This window comes from Pseudomonas sp. NFX98, from assembly GCF_047784845.1.
In the GTDB taxonomy this organism is placed as follows: Bacteria; Pseudomonadota; Gammaproteobacteria; order Pseudomonadales; family Pseudomonadaceae; genus Aquipseudomonas.
On record NZ_JBLNNF010000015.1, the window covers coordinates 67,449 to 91,781 of the forward strand.

General features: G+C 60.2%; 19 protein-coding genes and 1 pseudogene. 10 read left to right on the forward strand and 10 right to left on the reverse strand.

What is annotated here, in order from left to right; genetic code table 11:
* Positions 1-459 precede the first annotated feature (459 nt).
* The 4 genes from mgtA to ACM110_RS20130 all read left to right on the forward strand — a co-directional run bounded on the left by mgtA (position 460) and on the right by ACM110_RS20130 (position 7,637).
* A complete protein-coding gene (gene mgtA, locus ACM110_RS20115; protein ID WP_416129140.1) occupies positions 460-3,162 on the forward strand; it encodes a magnesium-translocating P-type ATPase in 2,703 nt (900 codons plus the stop codon).
* A gap of 100 nt (positions 3,163-3,262) precedes the next feature.
* Complete coding sequence (locus ACM110_RS20120; RefSeq protein WP_416129141.1) at positions 3,263-3,676, forward strand: response regulator; 414 nt, start codon at positions 3,263-3,265, stop codon at positions 3,674-3,676.
* A 112-nt stretch (positions 3,677-3,788) separates the two neighbouring features.
* Positions 3,789-4,415 carry a response regulator gene (locus ACM110_RS20125; protein ID WP_416129142.1) on the forward strand — a complete coding sequence of 209 codons (627 nt, stop codon included), beginning with the start codon at positions 3,789-3,791 and terminating at the stop codon, positions 4,413-4,415.
* Entirely contained in the window at positions 4,416-7,637 is a 3,222-nt protein-coding gene (locus ACM110_RS20130; protein WP_416129143.1) for a transporter substrate-binding domain-containing protein, read from the forward strand. It begins immediately after the preceding gene.
* Positions 7,638-7,640: 3 nt separating this feature from the next.
* On the opposite strand, the gene dkgB is transcribed toward ACM110_RS20130, so the two are convergent.
* From dkgB to ACM110_RS20145, 3 genes are all read right to left on the reverse strand, one after another.
* Entirely contained in the window at positions 7,641-8,444 is an 804-nt protein-coding gene (gene dkgB, locus ACM110_RS20135; RefSeq protein WP_416129144.1) for a 2,5-didehydrogluconate reductase DkgB, read from the reverse strand.
* Between the two features lie 261 nt (positions 8,445-8,705).
* Complete coding sequence (locus ACM110_RS20140) at positions 8,706-9,245, reverse strand: PaaI family thioesterase (RefSeq protein ID WP_416129145.1); 540 nt, start codon at positions 9,243-9,245, stop codon at positions 8,706-8,708.
* Positions 9,246-9,342: 97 nt separating this feature from the next.
* Positions 9,343-10,251, reverse strand: a complete 909-nt coding sequence (locus ACM110_RS20145; protein WP_416129146.1) for a LysR family transcriptional regulator — start codon at positions 10,249-10,251, stop codon at positions 9,343-9,345.
* A 104-nt stretch (positions 10,252-10,355) separates the two neighbouring features.
* Here ACM110_RS20145 and ACM110_RS20150 point away from each other — a divergent pair, with 104 nt between their 5' ends.
* The 4 genes and pseudogenes from ACM110_RS20150 to ACM110_RS20165 all read left to right on the forward strand — a co-directional run bounded on the left by ACM110_RS20150 (position 10,356) and on the right by ACM110_RS20165 (position 13,768).
* Entirely contained in the window at positions 10,356-11,222 is an 867-nt protein-coding gene (locus ACM110_RS20150; RefSeq protein ID WP_416129147.1) for a pirin family protein, read from the forward strand.
* A 94-nt stretch (positions 11,223-11,316) separates the two neighbouring features.
* A complete protein-coding gene (locus ACM110_RS20155) occupies positions 11,317-12,000 on the forward strand; it encodes an isochorismatase family protein (protein WP_416129148.1) in 684 nt (227 codons plus the stop codon).
* A gap of 24 nt (positions 12,001-12,024) precedes the next feature.
* Positions 12,025-12,156 (forward strand): annotated as a pseudogene (locus ACM110_RS20160) (hydrolase); the annotation flags it as partial.
* Between the two features lie 169 nt (positions 12,157-12,325).
* Positions 12,326-13,768: a mechanosensitive ion channel domain-containing protein gene (locus ACM110_RS20165; RefSeq protein WP_416129149.1), complete on the forward strand. Its 1,443-nt coding sequence runs from the start codon at positions 12,326-12,328 to the stop codon at positions 13,766-13,768.
* A gap of 131 nt (positions 13,769-13,899) precedes the next feature.
* Here ACM110_RS20165 and ACM110_RS20170 read toward each other — a convergent pair whose 3' ends face one another.
* The 3 genes from ACM110_RS20170 to ACM110_RS20180 are packed head-to-tail and all read right to left on the reverse strand — an operon-like array spanning position 13,900 to position 17,729.
* A complete protein-coding gene (locus tag ACM110_RS20170) occupies positions 13,900-16,248 on the reverse strand; it encodes a TonB-dependent siderophore receptor (RefSeq protein WP_416129150.1) in 2,349 nt (782 codons plus the stop codon).
* A gap of 15 nt (positions 16,249-16,263) precedes the next feature.
* A complete protein-coding gene (locus ACM110_RS20175; RefSeq protein ID WP_416129151.1) occupies positions 16,264-17,223 on the reverse strand; it encodes a FecR domain-containing protein in 960 nt (319 codons plus the stop codon).
* Positions 17,223-17,729 (reverse strand): sigma-70 family RNA polymerase sigma factor, encoded by a 507-nt coding sequence (locus ACM110_RS20180; RefSeq protein ID WP_416129152.1) that lies wholly within the window; start codon positions 17,727-17,729, stop codon positions 17,223-17,225. Before ACM110_RS20180 ends, ACM110_RS20175 begins: the two co-directional genes overlap by 1 nt.
* 211 nt (positions 17,730-17,940) lie before the next feature.
* On the opposite strand from ACM110_RS20180, the gene ACM110_RS20185 reads away from it, so the two are divergent.
* A complete protein-coding gene (locus ACM110_RS20185) occupies positions 17,941-18,381 on the forward strand; it encodes a carboxymuconolactone decarboxylase family protein (protein WP_416129153.1) in 441 nt (146 codons plus the stop codon).
* Between the two features lie 23 nt (positions 18,382-18,404).
* On the opposite strand, the gene ACM110_RS20190 is transcribed toward ACM110_RS20185, so the two are convergent.
* The 3 genes from ACM110_RS20190 to ACM110_RS20200 all read right to left on the reverse strand — a co-directional run bounded on the left by ACM110_RS20190 (position 18,405) and on the right by ACM110_RS20200 (position 21,975).
* A complete protein-coding gene (locus tag ACM110_RS20190; RefSeq protein ID WP_416129154.1) occupies positions 18,405-19,997 on the reverse strand; it encodes a DHA2 family efflux MFS transporter permease subunit in 1,593 nt (530 codons plus the stop codon).
* Positions 19,994-21,115 (reverse strand): HlyD family secretion protein, encoded by a 1,122-nt coding sequence (locus tag ACM110_RS20195; RefSeq protein WP_416129155.1) that lies wholly within the window; start codon positions 21,113-21,115, stop codon positions 19,994-19,996. Before ACM110_RS20195 ends, ACM110_RS20190 begins: the two co-directional genes overlap by 4 nt.
* 95 nt (positions 21,116-21,210) lie before the next feature.
* Positions 21,211-21,975, reverse strand: coding sequence for an AraC family transcriptional regulator (locus ACM110_RS20200; protein WP_416129156.1), 765 nt, complete (start codon positions 21,973-21,975; stop codon positions 21,211-21,213).
* 99 nt (positions 21,976-22,074) lie between these two features.
* On the opposite strand from ACM110_RS20200, the gene ACM110_RS20205 reads away from it, so the two are divergent.
* Positions 22,075-23,211, forward strand: a complete 1,137-nt coding sequence (locus ACM110_RS20205) for an MFS transporter (protein ID WP_416129157.1) — start codon at positions 22,075-22,077, stop codon at positions 23,209-23,211.
* Between the two features lie 69 nt (positions 23,212-23,280).
* On the opposite strand, the gene ACM110_RS20210 is transcribed toward ACM110_RS20205, so the two are convergent.
* Positions 23,281-24,216 carry a choline ABC transporter substrate-binding protein gene (locus ACM110_RS20210; protein WP_416129158.1) on the reverse strand — a complete coding sequence of 312 codons (936 nt, stop codon included), beginning with the start codon at positions 24,214-24,216 and terminating at the stop codon, positions 23,281-23,283.
* Positions 24,217-24,333: the final 117 nt, after the last annotated feature.

Genomic DNA, 24,333 nt, shown 5'->3' on the forward strand with positions numbered 1-24,333 from the left:
GCAGCCTTCGGCAGCTCCTACATTGAAATGGTATGCACCTGTAGGAGCTGCCGAAGGCTGCGATATTTTGATTTTGCAATCAATCCTGAACCCTCCCTGAAGAACCCCGCATTTCCCCAGCCATTCCCCGCCACAGCGTTTACTCTGCAAAAACCGGGGCGTAAGCTTCGCGCGTTTTCAATCAATAGCGGAGACCCACAGTGGGTACTTGTTCGAGTGACAGTAGTCGGCCGGTTTCGATAACCGGCACATCCTCGGCCAGATAACGCGCAGGCTTTTCGTGCCGTTGTCTCGCCGTAAAAGCGAGCAGCGGCATCCCGATCACGGCCGGTCCCGGTCCGTGTCCCGACGTCCTTCTCATCGACGCTGAACCGTGCGTGATGTTCGACCCTGTGTCGTCATCGCGGCGCACCGACACGCCTGCTCGACGGTTTCCCGGCTGATCCTGGGGGAACTGCCATGAACCTGACCCTGCTCAAAGAATTCTTCGCCGGATTCCTGCGCACCCGCCACATCGCCCGACACTTTCGTCGCCTGGCGCTGCTGGAAAACTTCACCGACACCACGGTCAGCCGTGAGGTGCCGCCGACCCTGGCGCAAACCCTGGTCAGTGCCGCCGGCAGTGACACCGGCCTGTTGCTCAACACGCTGGGCAGTCACACCGATGGCTTGAGCGAGCTGGAAGCCCAAGCCCTGCGCGGGCAATTCGGCCTCAATGAAGTCGAGCACGAACAACCGCTGCCGTGGTGGACCCATCTGTGGCACTGCTACAAGAACCCGTTCAACCTGCTGCTGACCTTGCTGGCGGTCATCTCCTGGCTGACCGAAGACATGAAAGCCGCCATCGTGATTTTTTCCATGGTGGTGCTTTCGACCCTGCTGCGCTTCTGGCAGGAAAGCAAATCCAACCAGGCTGCCGATGCGCTCAAGGCGATGGTCAGTAACACCGCGACGGTGCTGCGTCGCGACGAAGCCCGTCGTGAACTGCCGATCAAGCAACTGGTGCCGGGTGACCTGATCGTGTTGTCGGCCGGTGACATGATTCCCGCCGATTGCCGGGTGCTCAGTGCCAAGGATCTGTTCGTCAGTCAGGCAGCCATGACCGGCGAATCGATGCCGGTGGAAAAATTCCCGCGTCAGCAGGACAGCAACACGCTCAATCCTCTGGACCTGGACAACATCCTGTTCATGGGTACCAACGTGGTGTCCGGCACGGCGATGGCGGTGATCCTCACCACCGGCAACAGCACCTATTTCGGTGCCCTGGCCCAGCGCGTCGGCGCCACCGATCGTGCTCCGACTTCGTTCCAGACCGGGGTCAACAAAGTCAGTTGGCTGCTGATCCGTTTCATGTTCGTCATGGCGCCGCTGGTGCTGTTCATCAACGGTTTCACCAAGGGTGACTGGACCGAAGCGCTGCTGTTCGCGCTGTCGATTGCCGTGGGCCTGACCCCGGAAATGCTGCCGATGATCGTCACCTCGACTCTTGCCAAGGGCGCGGTGTTCCTGTCGCGCAAGAAGGTCATCGTCAAACGCCTCGACGCCATCCAGAACTTCGGCGCCATGGACGTGCTGTGCACCGACAAGACCGGCACGCTGACCCAGGACAAGATTTTCCTGGCGCGCAACGTCGACGTCTGGGGCAACGATTCCGATGACGTGCTGGAAATGGCCTACCTCAACAGCTACTACCAGACCGGCCTGAAAAACCTGCTGGATGTGGCGGTGCTCGAACACGTGGAAATCCATCGTGAACTGAAAGTCGGCACGGCGTTTCGCAAGGTCGACGAAATCCCGTTCGACTTCACCCGCCGGCGCATGTCGGTGGTGGTCGCCGAGCGCGATCAGCCGCATCTGCTTATTTGCAAAGGTGCCGTGGAAGAAGTATTGGCGGTGTGCACGCGTGTGCGTCACGGCGTGGTGGATGAAGCGTTGAGCGAAGAACTGCTGGGTCGGATTCGTCAGGTCACTGCGGCGTTCAACGCCGAGGGCCTGCGGGTGGTCGCCGTGGCTGCGCGGCCGATGATCGAAGGGCGCGACATCTACAGTCTCGCTGATGAACAGGCACTGACGCTGATCGGTTACGTGGCATTCCTTGATCCACCAAAAGAAAGCACCGCGCCGGCACTCAAGGCATTGGCAGCGCACGGCGTGGCGGTGAAAGTGCTGACCGGCGACAACGAACTGGTGACCGCGAAGATCTGCCGCGAAGTCGGGCTGGAGCAACAAGGCCTGCTGATGGGCAACGACATCGAACGCATGAGCGACGCCGAACTGGCGGTGGCGGTGGAGACCACCAACGTCTTCGCCAAACTCACCCCGTCGCTCAAGGAACGCATCGTGCGCCTGCTCAAGGGCAACGGCCATGTGGTCGGTTTCATGGGCGACGGCATCAATGACGCCCCGGCCCTGCGCACCGCCGATATCGGGATTTCCGTGGACAGTGCCGTGGACATCGCCAAGGAAGCGGCCGACATCATCCTCCTGGAAAAGAGCCTGATGGTGCTGGAGGAGGGCGTGCTGGAAGGGCGGCGGACCTTCGCCAACATGCTCAAGTACATCAAGATGACCGCCAGTTCCAACTTCGGCAACGTGTTCTCGGTGCTGGTGGCCAGCGCGTTCATTCCGTTCCTGCCGATGCTGCCGATGCACCTGCTGGTGCAGAACCTGCTCTACGACATTTCGCAGATCGCCATCCCGTTCGATAACGTCGATGACGAAATGCTCAAGCAACCGCAGCGCTGGCAGCCGGGCGACGTCGGACGCTTCATGCTGTTTTTCGGACCGATCAGCTCGATCTTCGACATCACCACGTTTGCCTTGATGTGGTACGTGTTCGACGCCAATACCCCGGATCACCAGACGTTGTTCCAGTCTGGCTGGTTCGTGGTCGGGCTGCTGACCCAGACACTGATCGTGCACATGATTCGCACGCCGAAGGTGCCGTTCCTGCAAAGCCGCGCGGCGATGCCGTTGATGGTGATGACCGGAATCATCATGGCCGTGGGGATTTTCCTGCCGATGGGGCCGCTGGCGCACTACTTCAAATTGCAGGCGCTGCCATCACTGTACTTCGTGTTCCTGCCGGTGATTCTGCTGGCGTACATGGGGCTGACTCAGGCGGTGAAGGGGTTTTACATCCGGCGATTTGGCTGGCAATGAGACGTCGACAGCGGTGCGAGGCATTTAGGAAAAGTCCTACAGAAAGCATTACGGGTCTTCCGTAGCCTTGCACCCTCGTTAATTTGACCCGGGGGCCACGTTGTCCAACAAGTCCTTACGTATCCTGATTGCTGATGAACAGCATTTTAACCGGATGAAAATCGAGCGATTGTTCAACCAGCTCGATTACTTCCGGGTAGCGCCGGTGCAAAGCCTGGAAGAGCTGCTCACTCTGGTGGAGTACGCTTGCGAGTCGTTCGATCTGTTGGTCGTCAATGCTGCGCTGGCAGATGGAAAGCTGGATTTGCTGGATTTCTGCCTGGATAACCGGCAACTGGATCGCGTGTTGATCTATGACGGCCAGCAGACCGATCTGCCACCGATCCCGGCTTGCGGGCAGCAGAAGGTTCAGGTCAGCCATGCCTTGTTGCCGGACTTCGCGTCGATCCAGCGCTTGATGGCGCTGGTTGATCCTCATCTACCGTTCGTCGGCACTGTCATTTCTGTCAGGTAGTGCGGCGCGGTTTTCCGTGCAAGAGTCTATGCGCAGCTACTGCGTTTGGTTCGGGCCTTGCCCATGGGCAGTCAGTGCCCGATCGTCGTGTTTTGCCCAGGGGAGTTGTGCCATGAAGTCAGTGCTGATTGTGGACGATCATCCGGTGATTCGCGGCGCAGTCAAAATCGTCCTCAAGCTTGAGGGTTACAAACGCATTTACGAAGCTTCCAGCGGTAATGAAGTCTTGCCGATGATCCGTGAGCACAAACCGGAACTGGTGGTGCTGGACTTGAACATACCGTCCCTTGACGGGCTGGACGTGCTGGCCCGGATCAAGGGGGGAGAGGTGCCGTGTCGTGTCGTGGTTTTCACCTCCCAGGAGCCGATGTTCTATCAGGATCGCTGCATGCGCGCCGGTGCTTCGGCCTACGTCGCCAAGACCAACGATTTGCAGCATCTGCACAAGGCGGTGCACGCCGTGATGGGCGGATACACGTATTTCACCCGTCTCCCGTCGAGTTCGGTGTCGATGAGCACATTGCAGCGCAGCGAAAAGCAGCTGATCGACAACCTGTCGGACCGCGAATTGACGATCTTCCAGCACCTGGCCCGAGGCATCAGCAACAAGGCCATTGCTGAAATCATGCATTTGAGCCACAAGACCGTCAGCACGTACAAAACCCGTTTGACCGAAAAGCTCAACGTCGAGTCGTCGGTGCATCTGCGGGATCTTGCCCGTCGCAATCATTTGATCTGAATGAACACCTTTCTCCGCCTGAACTGCCTCAACAGCCTGCTATTGCTGGGGCTTGGACTATGGGGGGCGAGTGTTTGCGCCGAGCCGCAAGCCCTGACATTGCTGGGGCGCTCTTACGAGGACAGGGCGACTGTCAGGCTGTCGGAGGCAGACGCTCGCTGGCTGCAGCAAAAGGGCAGGTTGGTGCTGGCCGTCTCTGCTCCGGACTATCCCCCCTTCGACATCACCACTACAGGTTATGCGCTCGAAGGGGTGACGGCGGACTACGCCGGGCTGCTCAAGCAACTGTTGCAGGTGGAGGTCGACGTCCAGCGCTATGCGTCGCGAGGCGAGGCCGTCCGGGCGCTCAAGCAAGGGGCGGCGGATCTGCTGGGGACGGCCAACAGTTATGAGGCACAAGATCCGCAACTGCAGATGTCCAGCGCCTATGCGGTCGATCAACCGGTGCTGGTGACGCGCATGGGGTCGCCGCAAACGCTGGACCCGACGCTGGCCGGCAAACGCCTGGCGATGTTGTATCACTACTTGCCTGAACAAAACGTGCAGAAATTCTACCCCCGGGCGCAGGTCGAACTGTTTCCGTCGACGCTGGGGGCCGTGGGGGCCGTGGCTTTCGGGCAGGCGGACGTCTATCTGGGCGATGCGATCAGCGCCCATTACCTGATCAGTAAAAACTACCTGAACAACGTACAACTGGCGGACTTTTCGCCTCTGGAGTCCGGTCGCTTCGCCTTTGCCATGGCCCGTGACAACCCGGCGTTGCTGCGCATCGTCAACAAGGCCCTGTCGGCGATAACGGCCAATGAGCAGATGAACATTCTGCGGCGATGGGGGGCGAGCGGAGTTTCCATGCCGGGCACGCAGTCATTGCAATTGAGCGTGGCCGAACAGCGTTGGCTCGACCGGCACCCGCGCGTCAGTGTGGCGATCAACGAGAACATCCCGCCGATCACGTTCATCGACAGTGAAGGCAAGTTTCGCGGCATCGGTGTGGATGTGTTGGCGAAAATCAGTCTGCGCACCGGCCTGCAATTCGACATCCGCTCGATGCAGTCAGTGGCCGAGATGATGAAGGCGATCAAGAGCGGTGAGGTGGATGTGCTGGCCGGCATTGGCCTCAGCTCCCGGCGCGAAGAGGACTTGCTGTTTACCCGGGCGATTCTGACCAGCCCGACCGTACTGGTGACGCGCCTGGGGCCGGACAGCCTCAAGACTCTGGATGACCTGGCCGGAAAAACCCTGGCGCTGACCCAGGGCAATATTGGCGGCGAGTTCATTCGCCAACACTTTCCATCGATCCGGTTTATAGATGCGCCATTGTCGGCGGATGCCATGGAAATGGTCGCCCAAGGCAAGGCACAAGGCAGCATCAATTCCTTGATCAGTGCCCGTTACCTGATTTCCCGGCAATACCGTGATCGCCTCCAGGTCAGCAGTACGGTGGGCACTGACCCTGCGCGCAGTACCCTGGCGACCAGTCGCGATGCCACCGAGCTGCATTCGATCCTGGACAAGGCATTGCTGAGTATCCCTCCCGAAGAAATCGACGAGCTGATACTGCCTTGGCGCAATGACCTGATGGTGGAGCAGAGCTATTGGCTGCGTCATCGACAGAGCATTTTCCAGGCATTCGCGGTTGTTGGCGCCTTGCTCTTGCTTGCCGTGGCGTGGATCGCCTGGCAGCGTCGGCAGATCCGTCAGCGCCAGCAATTGCTCGCCCAATTGCAGGAAGCCAAGGACGCCGCTGACGATGCCAATCGGGCCAAAACCACATTCCTGGCAACCATGAGCCATGAGATCCGCACGCCGATGAATGCCCTGATCGGCATGCTCGAGCTGGCGCTGAAACGGGCGGATGAGGGCGTGACCGACCGGGCGGCGATCGAGGTGGCATCAAATGCCGGGCAACAGTTGCTGGCCTTGATCGGCGACATTCTGGACATCGCCCGTATCGAGTCCGGGCATCTGTCGCTGTCGCCGGAGCGGGCCAATCTGCACTCGTTGGTGGTGTCGGTGTGCCGGGTCTTTGAAGGCCTGGCCCGGCAGAAAAACTTGCAGTGGCGGGTTGAAATGGATGCGCACAGTGACCGCGATGTGCTGATCGATCCCACGCGTTTCAAGCAGGTGCTGTCCAATCTGCTGAGCAATGCCATCAAGTTCACCGACAAGGGAGAAGTCAGCCTGAAACTGTTGGTCGAGCCCGTGTCACCGGAGCGCCTCGCGGTCAGCGTGCATATCGAGGACAGCGGCATCGGCATCAGCGCCTTTGACCAGCAACGACTGTTCAGCCCGTTCGAACAGGCCGGAAACAACCCGCAATCGGGCCGCCAGGGTTCCGGGCTCGGACTGGTGATCAGCCGCACGCTGTGCGAAATGATGGGCGGCCAGCTGCAGCTCGACAGCGATCTGGGGCGCGGCACCCGGTTGGACATCACCCTTGAACTGGTGGCGTTGCACCCTTTGCCCGCCACTGAAGTGTTGCCGAGCAACTCACAGGAAAAAACCCGGCCACTGACGATACTGGTGGTGGACGATTATCCAGCCAACCGGTTGTTGCTTTCGCGGCAGCTGAGTTATCTGGGGCACTGCGTACTGCTCGCCGAGGACGGCCGGCAAGGGTTCGAGCAATGGCGCGAACAGGCCTTCGATCTGGTCATCACCGATTGCAACATGCCGGTGCTCAGCGGTTATGAACTGGCGGGTGCGATTCGCGATGAGGAACGGTTTGGCGTGGAGCAACCGACGGTAATTCTGGGCTTCACCGCCAACGCACAACCCGAAGAAAAAATCCGCTGCATTGAAGCGGGCATGGACGATTGCCTGTTCAAACCGATTCGACTGGTCGACCTGAGCGCATGGTTGGCCGCGCGATTTTCCAGCGAAGCGCCATCCAGCGCCGAAATCGATTTAAGCGGGTTGCAGCAGTTCGCGGGTGCCGACAGCGAGCTGATCCTGCAACTGTTGCGTGATGTGGCGGCGACCAATCGCGATGATCGCGAACGCCTGCTGCACGAGCATGCCAGCGGCAATAGCCACGGCTTGCAGGATCTGGCGCACCGTATCAAGGGTGGGGCGCAGATGATCCGGGCGCGGGCGCTGGTGGATTGTTGCGAACAGCTGGAATATGCCTGCGGCGAGGGCGATGCGGCACTGATCGACGCCGCCGTCGATCAGTTGCATCAGGCCATGACGCGCCTGGACCAACGTCTTGAGCAGGGCTGAAGATCAGTCCCAGGCCGGTGCGATACCTTTCGGGCTGGTCAGGCGATGGCCGCGTTCCAGGCTGGCGATCAATGCCATGTCGGCGTCGCTCAATTTCATGGCGCAGGCCTTGAGGTTGCTGGCGAGATTGGCGCGTTTGGTCGACGACGGAATCACCGCGTAACCCAGTTGCATGGCCCAGGCCAGGGTGACTTGCGCCGGGGTCGATTGAAGGCGATCGGCGATCTTCGCGATGACCGGGTCCTTGAGCACTTCGCCGTAGGCCAGGGTCATGTAGGACGTGATCCGGATGCCTTGGCTTTGTGCGAACTCGACCACCTTGCGGTTCTGCAGGTACGGGTGCAGTTCGATCTGGTTGGTGGCGATGTTTTCGGCACCGACGGCGGCGATCGCTTGTTTCATCAGGTCGACGGTGAAGTTCGACACACCGATCTGCCGGGTCAGGCCCAGGCGCTTGGCTTCGAGCAAGGCACCCATGAATTCCTCGACCGGCACCTGGTCTTCCGGCGACGGCCAGTGGATCAGGGTCAGGTCCAGGTAGTCGGTCTGCAGTTTTTGCAGGCTTTCCTTGAGGCTTTCGATCAGGCGATCCTTGGCGAAGTTGGCGACCCAGATCTTGCTGGTGATGAACAGGTTTTCACGGGCAACGCCACTGGCGGCGATGGCTTCGCCGACTTCGGCTTCGTTCTCGTAGATTTGCGCGGTGTCGATGGCCCGGTAGCCCAGCTCCAGGCCGGTGCTGACCGAATCAATGACTACCTGGCCTTGCAAGCGAAACGTACCCAGGCCGAATGCGGGGATAGACATGAATGACTCCAGAGGTTGCAGTGGGAATGGGCGTGAGTATCCGCGCCTGCATTCGTGGGAAAAACCGCTGGATTGGCAAAGCAATGTTTACCGCAAGTCAAGAATCGGCCGTATGTCGGTAAGGTGTCGGTGTTGAAAGGTCCTCTTCGCGAGCAAGCCCGCTCCCACATTTAATCTGTATGGGACACAAACCCCGTGTTCACTGAAGATCAAATGTGGGAGCGGGCTTGCTCGCGAAGGCAGCACCACGGTTCTGGAGCCTTACCCCCGCGCCTCAAGAATCATGCAAGTCGTCGACCCCGTCGCATACAGCCGCCCATCCACATCATAAATCCGCCCCTCGGCCAACGCCGTAGAACGGCCCAGATGAACAATCTTGCCCTCGGCCCGCACCGGTCCGCTGGCGCTGTTCAAGGCGCGGACATAACTGATGCGCAGATCCAGCGTGGTGTAGCCCTGGCCTTTTTTCAGCTGCGTATGAATCGCGCAGCCCATGCACGAATCCAGCAGTGTCGCGGCGTACCCTCCGTGCACCGTGCCCAGCGGGTTGTAATGACGTGAATCGGGTGTGCCCTGGAAAATGAACACGCCGGCCGACCATTCGATCGGAATGAAATCCATCAGTGCGCCAATCGGCGGGGAGGGCAGTTTGCCGTCGCCGATGCCCTCGAAAAACTCGGCGGGCGTCAGGGCGCTGACTTCGGCCATGGACAAACTGCCAGGCCCGGCGAGGCGGGCGCGCATGGCCTGCTCCTGAGCGATCCATTGGGCGAGCGTGGCGTCGCGGGTTGGGCTTTGCATGAGATCAAGTCCTCGGCGGGAACGGATATTATGGTTGTAATCCTTGGCGATATTATGTCCGAAATAAAAACTTCGCCAGCCCCATGTGTCGCCGGCCTCAAGCGATATCGCTGTGACTGAATTCCTCTCCGAGAAAGTCGATCAAGCTGCGCACCGACGGCAGCAACCCTCTGCGCGACGGGAAAATCGCGTGGATGATGCCGCTTTTCGGCGCCCAACCCGGCACCAGTTCAACCAATTGCCCGGTAGCGATTTCATCGCGTACCACCACGCTGGGCAGGTGCACGATGCCGACCCCGGCGACGGCCGCATGGCGCAGGGCCAAGAGGTCATCGGTAACCATCCTCGGCGCGTGCCGGATCAACGCGGTGCTGCCCTCGGCGCCGAACAGTTCCCACTGATACTCACGTTGCGCCGCGCCCCAATGCAGGCTCGGCATGCCGCTCAGGTCTGCCGGCGACGGCGGTGTCGACAGGCGTTCGGCGAACGCCGGACTGCCGACGACACTCTGGGTGCTGTTGCCCAATACCTTCATCACCATGTCGGTATTTTCCAGCGGCGGAAAACGCACCCGCAGGGCGATATCAAAACCTTCATGAATCAGGTCGACCCGGCGGTTGGTGCTCTCGATGAACAACTCCACCAACGGGTACTTGAGCATGTAGCGGGTCAGCATCGGCCCGACCCAGGTGTGGAGCAGCGCCGTCGGGCAACTGATGCGCACCAGGCCTTGGGGTTCGGAGCGGTTGCGTTCGATCAGTTCAGCGGCGCTTTCCGCTTCCACGCGCATGGCCAGGCAACGCTGGTAATACGCCTGGCCGATTTCGGTCAGCGAGCAATGGCGGCTGGTGCGATTGAGCAGGCGTACGCCCAGGCGTTCTTCGAGCTCGGCGATGCGTCGGCTGAGCTTGGACTTGGGCATGTCCAGCGCGCGCCCGGCCGCTGCGAAACCGTGATGTTCCACCACTTGGGTGAAGTAATAGAGGGTGTTGAGGTCTTCCACCATCGTTCTCCAGATAGAACGCTAAGGCTGATTTTTGCATTCTAGCGCAGCAAAGGCCACGGTTTTAAGCTTTGTCCATGGCTTCACTCACTTCATCAGGAGACACCATGAAAAACATCATCGGTATCTACACCAGTCCTCGTGGTCATTGGGTTGGCGACGGTTTTCCGGTTCGCACGCTGTTTTCCTACGACAACCTGGGTAAACACATCAGCCCGTTCCTGCTGCTCGATCACGCCGGCCCCGCTGAATTCACCCCGACTACCGAACGGCGTGGCGTTGGTCAGCATCCGCACCGTGGCTTCGAAACTGTGACTATCGTTTACAAGGGCGAACTGGAACACCGCGATTCCACTGGCAGTGGCGGCAAGATCGGGCCTGGCGACGTGCAATGGATGACCGCCGCCTCGGGAATTCTCCACGAAGAGTTCCACTCCGAAGGTTTCGCCAAGAGCGGCGGCACCCTGGAAATGGTCCAGTTGTGGGTCAACCTGCCGGCCAAACACAAAATGGCCGACGCCGGATACCAGACGATTCTCGATGGCGACATTCCGGACATCGCCCTGCAAGACAACGCCGGCAGCCTGCGCCTGATCGCCGGTGAGTTCGACGGCCGCAAAGGACCGGCGCGGACCTTCACGCCGATTGACGTCTGGGACCTGCGCCTGAATGCCGGCAAGTTGCTCACCCTGGATCTGCATGAAGGGCGTAATACCGCACTGGTGGTCTTGCGCGGTGCGGTTCAGGTCAATGGTCTGGAATCGGTGCGTGAAGGGCAGTTGGCCCTGCTCGATCGCAAGGGTGATCAGTTGACCCTTGAAGCCAGCAAGGACGCAGTGGTGCTGTTGCTCAGCGGCGAACCGATCGACGAACCGATCGTCGGCCACGGCCCGTTCGTGATGAACACCGAGCAAGAAATCCACCAGGCGTTCGCCGACTTCCAGTCCGGCCGCTTCGGCCAGATGCACGGTTAAACCGTTTCGCTTCAACAACCCGCTCTACACAGGACGCGTAGGCCGGTTTTCGGGCCAGGGATGGCTGTTGCCTGTCAGTAAAGAGGAAACGCTCATGAACACCGTCAATGCTGCCAACTTCAATGGTCAGAAACCGACCATCGACCCCAACGACGCCGCGATGCTGTTGATCGACCATCAGAGCGGACTGTTCCAGATCGTCAAGGACATGGACGTGCCACAACTGCGCGCCAATGCCATCGCACTGGCCAAAGCCGCGACCCTGCTGAAGATGCCGGTGATCACCACCGCTTCCGTACCGCAAGGGCCGAACGGGCCGCTGATTCCAGAGATTCATGAAGCTGCACCGCATGCGCAGTACGTGGCGCGCAAAGGTGAGATCAACGCCTGGGACAACCCGGAATTTCACGCCGCGGTCAAAGCTACCGGCAAGAAAACCCTGGTGATCGCCGGTACGCTGACCAGCGTTTGCCTGGCGTTCCCGTCCATCGCGGCGGTGCACGAAGGCTACAAAGTGTTTGCCGTGGTCGACGCTTCCGGCAACCACTCGAAACTGGCCACAGATCTGACAGTTGCCCGTTTGGCCCAGGCCGGCGTGGTGCCGATCGACATCATGGCTACGCTCTCTGAGCTGCAAGGCTCGTGGAACCGTCCGGACGCCGAGCAGTGGGCCGCCGTCTACGCCCAGGCCATGCCGCATTATCAATTGCTGATCGAGAGCTATCTCAAGGCTCAGCAAGTGGCGAACGAGCACGAAAAGCTGGATTCCGAACGTTAAGCGGGTACTTCAAGTCGACTTTCAATCGGCCTGGCCTGTGAACTGCACCGAGACTGGCGCAACGATGTCGAGGGGTTGGGCGCGTTGTTCTCCGACCACATCCCGGCTTACCGCAACCTGATGACCAGCTATAGCACGCTGACCAACAGCAAGTAATTTTGGCGTAAATTGCCTTCCGTAGGAGCTGCCGCAGGCTGCGATCTTTTGATTTTGATCTTTTGGCATATTTCAAACTGCTAAAAATCGAGATCAAAAGATCGCAGCCTGCGGCAGCTCCTACAATGTGTGCGATATTTGCGTTAATGACTCTTGCTGGAGCTGCTTGATGCTGTCGTTGCTCGCTGAACACCCGCTGATCTGCGCCTTGATCCTGATCCTGATCGATCTGGTGTTGTGGCGCTTGATCGATGCCAGCCACCACAACTGGAAACTGCTTGCACGGCTGGTGATTTTTTCGCTGTACAGCGTTCTGTTGTTCAACGAAGGCATGAACCCGATGGTGCCGGCACCGTGGGTGGACAACGTTCCGTTGCACCTGGCGGCGACTGGTTTGCAAATCACCTGGTGGCTGTTCGCTGCGCGCACCCTGACGGTGACGATCGGTGCCGTGATGATGCAACGGGTCGGGCACACCGGGCGATTGCTGCAAGACTTGCTCGGGGCGGTGATATTCCTGATCGCCGTTATTGCGGCCCTGGCCTATGTGCTCGATCTGCCGGTCAAAGGCGTTCTGGCCACGTCCGGCGCCTTGGCGATCATTGTCGGCCTCGCGTTGCAAAGCACTCTCAGCGACGTGTTTTCCGGGATCGTCCTCAATACCACCAAGCCCTATCAACTGGATGACTGGATCGCCATCGACGGCACCGAAGGCCGAGTCATCGACATCGATTGGCGTGCCACGCGGCTGCAGACTTCCCAGGGCAGCATGATCGTGATCCCCAACTCGCTGGCGGCCAAGGCCAAGATCACCAACTTCAGCCGCCCCAGCGACATGTTCGGCCTTTCCATCAGTTTGCAGGTCAGCCCCCATGTCCGTCCGCAAACCGTGATCGATGCCCTTGAGCGGGCGATGCAGGGCTGCCGCATTCTGTTGAGCGTGCCCGGCCCGAAAGTGGCATTGAAAAGCTCCAGCGCCGCTGGCGCGGAGTATGAAATCAGCGGGTTTGTCGCGTCGATGAGCGAGAAGCGCACGGTGCGTAATCAATTGTTCGATCTGGCGTATCGGCACTTGCACGCATCGGGGATCAATTTGCTGTCGAGTGTGGAGCCCAATCCAGAGAGCGATTGTTCAAAGCCACGGGCGTTGCTCGACAGTTCGCCGATTTTCTCGACCTTGCGCCAGGAAGAGAAAGAAACCTTCAGCCAGAACATGAACCTGCAAACCTTCCGCGCCGGGGAGACGATCCTGGCGGCGGGGGAGGTCAGCCATCACTTGTTCATCATCGAGTCCGGGGTGGTTTCGGTGACGCTGAACATCCACGGTGCACTCATCGAAACCGGGCGCATGGGGCCGGGGGAAGTGATCGGCGAGGCCGGTATCCTGACCGACACCTCATCGGCCGCCGAATTTGCCGCGAAGACCTTTTGCACGCTTTACCGCATCGAAAAGGACTACCTGAAACCGTGCCTGGATGCCCGTCACGACATCAACGACGCGATGAAAACCTTGCTGGATTTCCGCTTGCACAAAGTGCAGGCGCTGATTCAGGAAGAGCCGGTGGTGGTGCGCAAGAAAGGGTTTTTGCAGTGGTTGCTCAAGCGGGCTTAGCGGTGAATGGCCGCTGCGCGGATCGCTAGCAGGCTAGCTCCTACAAGGGATTTGTGAGCGACGCAGATTCAATGTGGGAGTGAGCCTGCTCGCGATGACGGCATAAGCCGCGGCGCAAATTTCGGGCTGAATCAAAAATCCACCGTCACCGAAACCTTCAACGTCCGCGGTGTCCCCTGGGTCAGATACCCGCCATTGGCAGAGGCCCAATAGGCCTCATTGGCGACATTCTCGAGATTGGCGCGCAGCGTGACGTCCCGGTCATCGAATCCGAAGACATACCGCGCACCCAGATCGAAGCGACTCCACGCCGGAATGCTTTGGGTGTTGGCGGCATCGAGGTATTGCCCACCCGTGCGCAGCATTCTTGCACTGAGTGCCGCACCTTCAAGCCCCGGCACGCCGACGGCGCGGTTGCCGTCGTTGACGCCGTTGGCACTGCCTTCGATTTCAGTCTTCATCACGGTTGCGCCGCTGAGCAGGCGCAGGCCGTCGAGCGGTTCGCCGTAGGCGTTGAGCTCAATGCCTTTGTTCAGTTGCTGGCCGTCGACCCGGAAGATCCCGTCCTGGGTGTAGTTCGACGGTTGCTCGATGCGGTACGCCCCCAGGTTCGCGCCGTAGCTGCCCATGTCCAGGCGTACGCCGGCTTCGATTTGCTTGCTTCGTACAGGGGCAAAAGTGTCGTCGCGGTTGAGTGAAGTGGTCGGTGGCGTTGGGCCTTTGGCCAGGCCTTCGATGCGGTTGGCGTAGAACGAAACATATTCCCATGGGTTGATCACCAGACCGAAAACCGGGGTGGTGATCGACGCGTCATGACTGGACGTGCGGGCGCCGGAAGTGGTGCTCCAGCCATCGACTTTCAACGACTGGCGACGCGCACCGAGGGTCAGCAAGACGCGGTCGTCGAAGAATCCGAGGGTGTCGGCGATGGCGCCGCTGCGCAGGGTATTCTTGCCCACGACGCGCGGGTCGTGAATATCGCTGCCGAACGAAGTGGCCGCAGGTCGCGGTTGTTCAGCGATGTTGTAGAGGTTGGTGCTGTAGCGCCCGGTGCTGCCGATGGTTTCGAAGGCCGAACGCTGCTCGCCCCAGATGCCGGCCAGCCCGAGGCTCAGTTGATGACTGATCGGGCCGGTTTGAAGGCGACCGTTGAGGCCGGTCATCAGGCTTTGATTGTCCTCATCGTGGGGCGGGTAGAGCATGCCGCCACGGGCGTTGCCATCAAGGTCGGTGACGGTCAGCGATGAATACACACCGTTTTCGCGGGTGTGTTTGGCACCGCCCGCGACATAGGCCGTCCAGGTTTCGCTCAGGTCATATTCGGCGCGGGCCATGCCGAACGAGTCCTCCAGTTGCGAGTAACTCCAGCTCTGAGAATAGGCGGCATTGGCGTCGGGCACCTTGGGTACCTTGTTCAAGGTGGAATCGACATAAACCACCGCGCGCCCCTGATTGATCACCTGCTTCTGGTAGCCCAGATCGGTGGAGAGGCGCAGACGCTCGCCGCGATAATCCAGGCCCAGGCTGATCAGCGATGAACGCTGGTTTTCATCATCGACGGCGGTATCGCCCTCGCGTTGCAGCAAGTTGAGTCGCGCACCCAACCGGTTGTCTTCGCCGAAACGCTGGCCGAGGTCGAGGTGCCCGCCGATGCGGGCGTCGCTGCTGTAATCGAGGGTGATGCTGCGCGTCGGCGTGTCGCCGGCACGTTTGGGTTGCACGTTGACGCCGCCACCGACGCCGCTGCCGCTGGGCGTCACCCCGTTGATAAAGGCGTTCGGTCCCTTGAACAACTCGACCCGTTCCAAGGCTTCGGTGGCGATGATCTGGCGCGGCAGGACGCCATACAGGCCGTTGAAGGAAATATCATCGGAGGCCAGCGACAGGCCGCGAATGATGAACACCTGGGAAAAATTGCCGAAACCGGCAGACTGTCGCACCGACGCGTCATTGAGCAGCACATCGCCGACGGTCCGGGCCTGTTGGTCGGCGATGGTTTTGGCGGTGTAGCTGGTGACGCTGAAGGGCAGGTCGTTCAATGCCTGATGACCGAGCATGCCGATCTGTGCATCGCGGGCGAGCTGTCCGCCGCCGTAGGTGTCCGGGCTGTCGTTGCCCAAGGCACTGACGTTGGTCGTGTCCAGTTCCAGCGCCGGGCTGGCGGCGTCTTCAGGCTTCAAGGTGAAGCCGTTGTCGCGGGTGCTGATCAGGACGAAGCCGCTGCCATCGAGCAAGTGCTGAAAACCCGATTGCACACTGAAGTTGCCGTGCAGGCCCGGGCTCTGGCGGTTGCCCAGTAATGCCGGGTCGAACGACAACGGCACGCCTGCCTGAACGGCAAATTGCGCCAGTACCTGACTGAGCAAGCCCGGCTCGATAACAATGTTGCGACTGGCGCTAACGATGTCTGCCGCATGGCCGTGGATCGGCAGCAGCGCCGCGCAGCCCAGGGCAATGCGCAAAAACGAATGCTTGAACATCAACGACTGACCGCGTCAGACCCTCGGTTCTACCGACAACCAGTAGCGGGTCATGCGGCTGATGTTCAGCGGCAGGGTATCGCTGAGCAGGCGCAGACTGGCGTCGGTGTCACGCAGGGAAAACGCCCCCGACACCCGCAGCGCCGCGACGTCCGGGTGGCAACGCAATACGCCCGACCGGTAGCGGCTCAGTTCGCCCAGCAGTTCATCCAGGCGCATGTTGTTGGCCAGCAGCATGCCCTTGTCCCAGGAGATTGTCGCAATGTCGAAGTGTTCCGGGGCGTCGAAACGGGTCAGTTTGAAGCGCTGGCGCTCGCCGGCATTGAGCGTCGTGCTCTGTTGCAGCAATTGTGGCGTGACAACCACTTGGCCCTCCAGAACCGACACCCGGCTTGTGGAGCCTTCAGTGCGCACGCAAAACCGCGTGCCCAGCGCGCGGGCAGTGCCCTGAGGCGTTTCGACGATGAAGGGGCGTGCCGTGGAGTCTGTTGTCGTGCTGACCAGCATCTCGCCGTTAAGCAACATGACACGTCGCTCCCGTGGGTTGAAGGCGATATCCACGGCGCTGTCGGTGTTGAGCAGCAATTGGCTGCCATCGGGCAATTGCAGGCTTTTCTGTTCACCCACGGCGGTGCGTTGATCGGCGGTCCACTGTTGCCAGGGTAGATGTTGCGAGGCGATGCCCACGGGGCCTGCCAATAGCAGCAAGCCCAGACGGGTAAGCATCTGGCGGCGACTAAGCCCTTCTTTGCGCGCCGCCCGCTGCAGAGTTTGTATCGCAAGGCTGGCCGGCACGCTGCGAAATTCGCCAAGCAACACTTCGGCCCGTTGCCAGGCTTGGGCATGCTCAAGGCTGCGGCTGCGCCACTGGACGATAGCTTGGTGATCGGCCGGTGTTGCGGTGCCGGAATGCAACTGCACCAGCCAATCGGCGGCTTCGCCGAGAATCTGCGGGTTGATCATCGACGAATTCATCAAGCGACACTCAAGCAGGCAATGAACGCCGCACGCATGTGGCGCTTGACGGTAATCAGCGAGACATTCAGCCGAGTGGCGATCTGTGCATAAGTCAGGCCTTCGATCTGCGACAGCAGGAACGTATCGCGGGTCGCGGCCGGTAGTTCCCGTAGCAACGCTTCGATGCGCCACAGGGTTTCGAGGATCAGCAGACGGGTTTCCGGCGACGGCACTTCAGCCACCGGCAGGTACGCGATGGTTTCCAGATACGCGTGCTCGATGTCCTGGCGCCGCCAGCGGTCAATCACCAGGCCCTTGGCAATGTGCGTCAGCAACGCCCGCGGTTCGCAGCCCAGCGGTTTGACCACCTGGCGCGTCAACAGGCGCAGGAACGTATCGTGGGCCAGGTCGGCCGCATCACAACGGTTACCCAGTTTGCGGTGCAGCCAACCTTGCAGCCAACCGTGATGTTCGCTGTAAAGGGTGTGGACTTGCTGGTTCAGAGGCTGATCGGCAAACGACATGGCGGGCAGATACTCGACTCGGGCATCCTGCGTGAGTGCAATTAAGAATTGATCGCATTCTAGTGGCCCGGACCGAGTGATGGCAATTCTCATTTGGAACTTTTTTCAGGGAAGATGTCGGTGGCCTCCTCGACTTCTGAGGAATTGGCTATTTGTGCAATCCGCCCATGAGACTAACGTAGTGACACACCCACTTGCCCTGGAGCACGTAATGCAACCGCGCATCGATTTCTACACCGCCAGCCCTGACGCCCTGAAAGCCATGATTGCCCTGGAAACTGCCGTTTCCAAGTTGCCGCTGGAAAAGAACCTGATCGAACTGGTCAAGCTGCGTGCCTCGCAAATCAACGGCTGCGCGTTCTGCATCGACATGCACACCGCCGACGCGATCAAGGGTGGCGAAACCCCGCGTCGCCTGTTCGCCGTAACGGCCTGGCGCGAGGCGCCGTTCTTCACTGACCGTGAACGCGCCGCGCTGCTGTGGACCGAATCCTTGACCCAACTGAGCCTGACTCACGCCCCGGACGAAGACTACGAAGTGGTCGCCGCCCAGTTCTCGCCCAAGGAAATGGTCGACCTGACCGTAGCCATCAGCACCATCAACAGCTGGAACCGTCTGGCCGTCGGCTTCCGCAAAACGCCTCAAGCCTGATTATTCAGCACGCGTGCCGAGCCTCAATGCGCATCGGCACTCGGCGCGGCCGGTGGTTGCACCTTGCGCATCAAGGGCACCATGGCCGTGGCGATGACGAAGCACACCCCGATCATCAGGAACGCGTCGCCGTAGGTTTGCGTCTGCGCTTCGCGGTAGGTCAACAGCCAGAGCTGATGCAGGCTGGCCGTCACGCCGATATCGCCGGTCTGGCCCAGGGCGGCGAAGTTGTTGCCGACCTGGGACAGCCATTGGTTGAGCGCCTCGTTGGTGCTGTTGAGGTTTTCCGCCAACCGGGTGAAATGCAGGTTGGTGCGATCGTTGAGAATGGTCGCGCACACGGCGATGCCGATGGCGCCGCCCAGGTTTCGCATCAGATTGAATAACCCTGAAGCATGCTTGAGCCGCGACGGTGCGAGGCCGCCGAGGGTCAATGTCACGGCCGGCGGCACCGCCAGTTGCTGGGCAATCCCGCGCAAGGCCTGCGGCAGCATCAATTCCTTGGCCCCCCAGTCATGGGTGATCGGGCTGAAATCCCACATCGATAACGCGAACAGGCCAAGGCCGGTCATCATGATCCAGCGCAGGTCGACGCGGTTGGCCAGAAAGGCGTACAGCGGAATCGCCATGATCTGGAACACACCGGTGGAGAAAACCGCCAGACCAATGTCCAGCGCGCCGTAACCGCGAACCCGGCCGAGAAACAGCGGCGTCAGGTAAATGGTGGCGAACAGGCCGATGCCGGTGACGAACGAGAAGAAACAGCCGAGGGCGAAGTTGCGGTCCTTCAAGGCGCGCAAATCGACGATCGGGTTGGCCACGTGCAGCGTCCGACCAATAAACGCCAGGCCCGACAAGCCACTGATCCACGCGGTGGTCAGAATTGTGCTGTCGCTGAACCAGTTCCAGCGTGGACCTTCTTCGAGGGTGTATTCCAGGCAGCCGAGGAACAGCGCCAGGAACACCATGCTTATATAGTCGGCGCCTTTGAGCAGCGACAGTTCCGGTTGATCGATCTTCACTAGCATCGGCACGGCCACCGCGACGAAAATGCCGGGGACGAGGTTGATGTAGAACAGCCAGTGCCAGGACGAAATGTCGGTGATCCAGCCACCGATCACCGGCCCGAGAGTCGGCGCCAATGAGGCCACTGCGCCGATGGTGGCGGCGGCGATCACCCGTTGCTTGCCGGTGAAGAAAACGAACGCCGTGGTGAACACCATCGGGATCATCGAGCCGCCGAGAAAGCCTTGCAACGCGCGAAAAGCGATCATGCTCTGGATGTTCCAGGCCGCGCCGCAGAGCAGGCTGGTCAAGGTGAAACCCACGGCTGAGGCGCAAAATAGCCAGCGCGTCGAAAACACTCGCGAGAGCCAGCCAGACAGTGGAATCACGATGATCTCGGCGATCAGGTAACTGGTTTGCACCCATGCGGTTTCGTCGGTACCGGCGGACAGCCCGCCGCCAATGTCACGCAGCGACGCCGAGACGATCTGGATATCCAGCAGCGCGATGAACATGCCGATGCACATGCTGGCGAAGGCGAAGACCTTGGTCGCCGTCGCCATGTTCGCGGCATTGAACGGTTGCGCCGGGGCGGCGAGGGCGCGGCTCATGGCGCGCTGGCCACGGCTGTGGTTTCAGGCTCCTTGCGCGTGTCGACTTCAGCGGTCACCGACAGACCCGGACGCAGGTGACCAAGCACGCTGTCGGCCGGGTCGAGGTGAATTCGTACCGGCACCCGCTGCACGATCTTGGTGAAATTGCCGGTGGCGTTTTCCGGTGGCAGCACGCTGAATTGCGAACCGCTGGCCGGTGCGAGGCTGTCGAGGTAACCATGGAATTCCTGGCCATAGAGTACGTCGGCGTGAATCACCACCCGTTGCCCCGGCACCATGCGCGCCAGTTGGTCTTCCTTGAAATTGGCATCGACCCACAAACCGCTGGATGGCACCACCGACAGCAGTTGCGATCCGGCCTGAGCGTAGGCGCCGACCCGCGCCCGGCGATTGCCGATCACGCCGTCCACCGGGGCTTTCAATTCGGTATAGCCAACGTTCAACTGCGCCAGATCACGCTCGGCCTTGGCTTGAATCAACGCGGCGCGGGCCTGTTGTTTCTGTGTGGCGATCACGTTCAACTGCCGTTGCGCCGCCAGCAGTTCGGCCTGGGCGCGACTGCTTTGGGCCTGGGCGGTCTTGAACGTGGCGTTCGCCCGTTGCGCACTTTCCACCGACACGGCGCTGGTGGTGACCAGGCGTTTGTAGCGCGCATCGTCATCCCGCGAACGCGCAGTTTCGGCCCCGGCGGCATCAATGCCGGCGCGGGCCTGGCCGATCACCGCCTGTTGCAGTTGCTCGGTGGCGTCGAGATTGGCGAGCAAGGCTTCTTCAGCCGCTACCGCGCCTTCGGCCTTGGCCAGGTTGGCGCGGTAATCGCGCGAATCCAGACGAATCAACACGTCGCCAGCCTTGACCTTCTGGTTGTCGGTCACCAGCACTTCGTCAATGTAACCGGCGACCTTCGACCCGATCACCGTTACGTCGCCGCCGATGTAGGCGTCGTCGGTTTCCTCGATGAAACGGCCAGTCGTCCACCAGTGCGCGGCGTATGCGCCAACCAGCACCACCGCCGCGATGCCTAATGTCGACAGGAGCAGGCGTTTGAGCATTGGAGGTTTGGTGGTGGTCAGCGGGGCAGCCAGGTCAGGTTCAACGGTGGGCATGCTGGTCATGAAAGGGTACCTGTGAAATCGGCCTGTTATTACGGACGTAATATGACGTAGGTAATATATTGTTGCAATTGGTTTGTGCTGCCGGTCGTCAGGTCTTATTTCAGCCAGTCACCGGGAGTGATGCCAGTCATGTCCTTGAAGAACGCGATGAAGGCACTGTCGCTGGAAAATCCCAACTCGAAAGCACTGAAACCGATGTTTCGTCCGGTCGTGAGCAATTCAATGGCGCGCATCAGGCGCCATTGTTGGCGCCATTGCTGATAACTCATGCCGGTTTCACGTTGGAAGATTCGGCCGATGGTGCGGCCGCTGGCACCTATCTGCTCTTGCAGTGACTGAAGTTTCGGCGGCAGCTTTTCGATGGTCGCGAGAAGTGGTGCCAGGCGTTTGTCCGACGGCAGCGGGAGCAGCATGGGTTGTCGGGCCGCGTCACGAATTTCGCTCAGGCACAGCCCCAACAAATGCACGTACTTTCCCTGCTGCCAAGCTGTGTCGAAATCTGCGTGGGCGATCGACTCCAGCACCGCCCTCAGCAACGGATTGACTTCAATCACGCAGACCCGCTGCGGCAGGTCTGCGCACAACGCGGGGCTCAGGTAAATGGAACGGTAATCGACGCTCTGTTGCATCACGGCGCGATGGGCCACACCGCAAGGAATCCAGGCCGCGCGCGAGGGTGGCAGCAGGCACAATTGCTCGGCCAGGGTGATGCGCGTACAGCCCTGACGGGTAAACAGCAATTGCCCGCGTTGATGTTGATGCATGCCCGAATCGTGATCGCCGAGGGCGGCGGCGATGCCGACAACCGGTGCATTGAAGCTGTCAGGATCAAAAGACGCGTGGGCGTCGAGCCAAGCCATGGTTTGTCCGATTTCAGAGATAAGTCGGCAGGATCCTGATACTACGACAGTTACGACTTCTTAAGCTGCACGGCAGTTTCTTTCGAGAGTGAAGTCGTGATGAATGATAAAAAAATCGTCGTATTGGCGGTCGCGTTGTTGATGTTTCCACAGTTGGCGCAATCCATTTACAGCCCGGCGCTGGTAGACATTGGCCGAGTCTTCGGCGTTGGGCCGCAGGCATTGGCGCAATTGCTTTCTGTGTACTTCCTGGCGTTCGCGTTCGGCGTGGTGGTATGGGGCCGGATGTGCGACCTGATCGGGCGTCGTCCAACGATGCTTGCGGGGTTGGCCCTGTACGCTGCAGCTTCGTTGATGGCGCTCAGCGCAAGCACGTTCAATGCCCTGTTAGCCGGCCAGGGCGTGGCCGCGTTCGGCGCTGCGGTAGGCTCGGTCGTTACGCAAACCGTGTTGCGCGACCGCTTCAAGGGGGCGGCACTCGCTCAGGTGTTTTCGGTCATGGGCATCGCGCTGGCCGCCAGCCCGGCCATTGGCTTGTTCACCGGAGCAAGCCTGGTGCATGGCTTCGGATATCCAGGCGTGCCGGGAGGGCTTTTGCTGCTATCCATTGGACTGTGGTTCTGGTGCCTGCGGGTTTTACCGGAAACCCGACCACAGCATGTGGCGTCGCCCGCGCTGTTCGAGACGTTGTGGCAAATGCTGCGAGACCGCGACATATGGCGTTCGACGTTATTGGTAGCGGTCTTCAACATTGGCTTGTTCAGCTACTACAGCCTGGCTCCGTTCATGTTTGAGCGGCTGGGGCTGAGTGCGAAAATGTTCGGGTACAGTGGCGTCGTTCTCGCCCTGGGATCCGGTCTGGGAGCCGGGCTCAATAAACGGCTGCTGCAGCGCGGGTTGAGTAGTGCGCAACTCATACAGGTGGCGGGATCACTGACATTGGTTGGCGCCAGTTTTGTCTGGCTGATGGAAGACACTGCGCTGTTCGTGCTGGCGATGGTGTTGGTGGTGCTGGCCTTCGGCATGGCAATCCCGAACATCCTCGGTTCGGCGCTGGTCAACTATGGTGATCGATTGGGTACGGCCGGCGCGCTGTTCGGTTTGCTGTATTACCTGTTGATCGGTGTCGGATTGATGCTGGCTGCCTGGGGGCAGACACTGGGTGGGACGTTGATGGTCTGTGCGGTGGTGGCCTGGTTGCTGGCGTGCATCAAGCCACCGAAGGACCAGGCGTGATCAACCCATCAGTGAAACGGTCGCCTGACAAACTGCTCGTTGCCCTGTCAGGCGACAGACTTCAAATGATCATTGGCTGGCCAGACTGGCGCCGGCTACCGCCAATCCATCTTTCCCGTCGCGACTGCTGACCCCAACCAACCACGCCTCCAACACCGCAGGATTAGCCTTCAACCACGCCTTCGCCGCCGCCCGTGGCTTCTGGTTCTGGTTCAGCACCGCGTCCATCAACTGGTTCTCCATCACCAGGCTGAATTCCATGTTCTGCAGCAATTTGCCGAGTTTGCTGCATTCCTTGAGGTAGTCCTTGCGTACGTTGGTGTAGACCGTGGCCTGGCCGAAGTTGGGGCCGAAGTATTCGTCGCCGCCGCTGAGGTACTTCATCTTGTTGCGGGTGTTCATCGGGTGCGGTTCCCAGCCGAGGAACACCATCCATTCGTTCTTGCGCGTGGCGCGTTTGAGTTGCGAGAGCATCGCCGCTTCGCTGGATTCAACGACCTTGAAGTCCTTCAGGCCGAAGGCGTTCTTGTCGATCATGCTCTGGATCAGCCGATTGCCGTCGTTGCCCGGTTCAATGCCGTAGAGCTGGCCGTTGAGCTTGTCCTTGAATTTGGCGATGTCGGCAAAATCATGCAACCCGGCGTCGTACACATAGTCGGGCACCGCCAGGGTGTATTTGGCGCCGTGCAGGTTGGCGCGCACGGTTTCCACGGTGCCGGCGTCGCGGTAAGGCTTGATGTCGTTTTCGGTGGTGGGCATCCAGTTGCCGAGGAACACGTCCAGCTCCTTGCCCGAGGACAGGGCGCGGTAGGTCACGGGGATCGACAACAACGTGGTCTTGGTTTTGTAGCCCAGTGATTCCAGCACTTCGCTGGCGACGGCCGTGGTGACGGTGATGTCGGTCCAGCCGACATCGGAGAAACGCACCGTGGCGCAGGATTCCGGTTCCGCTGCCTGGGCGAGCAGCGGCAGACTCAGAGATGTAAGCAAGAGCAAGGCTTTCATGGATCAACTCCTCGAAGGTAAACGTCGGCAGCGGTTTGGGGTGTTCGGTTTTCTTGTTGTTGTGGGTGTGGCGAAACTTGCCTGTGGCGAGGGAGCTTGCTCCCGCTCGGCTGCGCA

Excerpts from the sequence above, each read along its gene's own strand:
- ACM110_RS20145 (WP_416129146.1), bottom strand. The coding sequence starts at position 10,251 with ATGGTGGAAGACCTCAACACCCTCTATTACTTCACCCAAGTGGTGGAA.
- ACM110_RS20165 (WP_416129149.1), top strand. The coding sequence starts at position 12,326 with ATGCTGTCGTTGCTCGCTGAACACCCGCTGATCTGCGCCTTGATCCTG.
- ACM110_RS20185 (WP_416129153.1), top strand. The coding sequence starts at position 17,941 with ATGCAACCGCGCATCGATTTCTACACCGCCAGCCCTGACGCCCTGAAA.
- ACM110_RS20175 (WP_416129151.1), bottom strand. The coding sequence starts at position 17,223 with ATGAATTCGTCGATGATCAACCCGCAGATTCTCGGCGAAGCCGCCGAT.
- ACM110_RS20210 (WP_416129158.1), bottom strand. The coding sequence starts at position 24,216 with ATGAAAGCCTTGCTCTTGCTTACATCTCTGAGTCTGCCGCTGCTCGCC.
- ACM110_RS20140 (WP_416129145.1), bottom strand. The coding sequence starts at position 9,245 with ATGCAAAGCCCAACCCGCGACGCCACGCTCGCCCAATGGATCGCTCAG.
- ACM110_RS20150 (WP_416129147.1), top strand. The coding sequence starts at position 10,356 with ATGAAAAACATCATCGGTATCTACACCAGTCCTCGTGGTCATTGGGTT.
- mgtA (WP_416129140.1), top strand. The coding sequence starts at position 460 with ATGAACCTGACCCTGCTCAAAGAATTCTTCGCCGGATTCCTGCGCACC.
- ACM110_RS20195 (WP_416129155.1), bottom strand. The coding sequence starts at position 21,115 with ATGACCAGCATGCCCACCGTTGAACCTGACCTGGCTGCCCCGCTGACC.
- ACM110_RS20155 (WP_416129148.1), top strand. The coding sequence starts at position 11,317 with ATGAACACCGTCAATGCTGCCAACTTCAATGGTCAGAAACCGACCATC.
- ACM110_RS20125 (WP_416129142.1), top strand. The coding sequence starts at position 3,789 with ATGAAGTCAGTGCTGATTGTGGACGATCATCCGGTGATTCGCGGCGCA.
- ACM110_RS20190 (WP_416129154.1), bottom strand. The coding sequence starts at position 19,997 with ATGAGCCGCGCCCTCGCCGCCCCGGCGCAACCGTTCAATGCCGCGAAC.
- ACM110_RS20205 (WP_416129157.1), top strand. The coding sequence starts at position 22,075 with ATGAATGATAAAAAAATCGTCGTATTGGCGGTCGCGTTGTTGATGTTT.
- ACM110_RS20170 (WP_416129150.1), bottom strand. The coding sequence starts at position 16,248 with ATGTTCAAGCATTCGTTTTTGCGCATTGCCCTGGGCTGCGCGGCGCTG.
- ACM110_RS20180 (WP_416129152.1), bottom strand. The coding sequence starts at position 17,729 with ATGTCGTTTGCCGATCAGCCTCTGAACCAGCAAGTCCACACCCTTTAC.
- ACM110_RS20200 (WP_416129156.1), bottom strand. The coding sequence starts at position 21,975 with ATGGCTTGGCTCGACGCCCACGCGTCTTTTGATCCTGACAGCTTCAAT.
- ACM110_RS20130 (WP_416129143.1), top strand. The coding sequence starts at position 4,416 with ATGAACACCTTTCTCCGCCTGAACTGCCTCAACAGCCTGCTATTGCTG.
- dkgB (WP_416129144.1), bottom strand. The coding sequence starts at position 8,444 with ATGTCTATCCCCGCATTCGGCCTGGGTACGTTTCGCTTGCAAGGCCAG.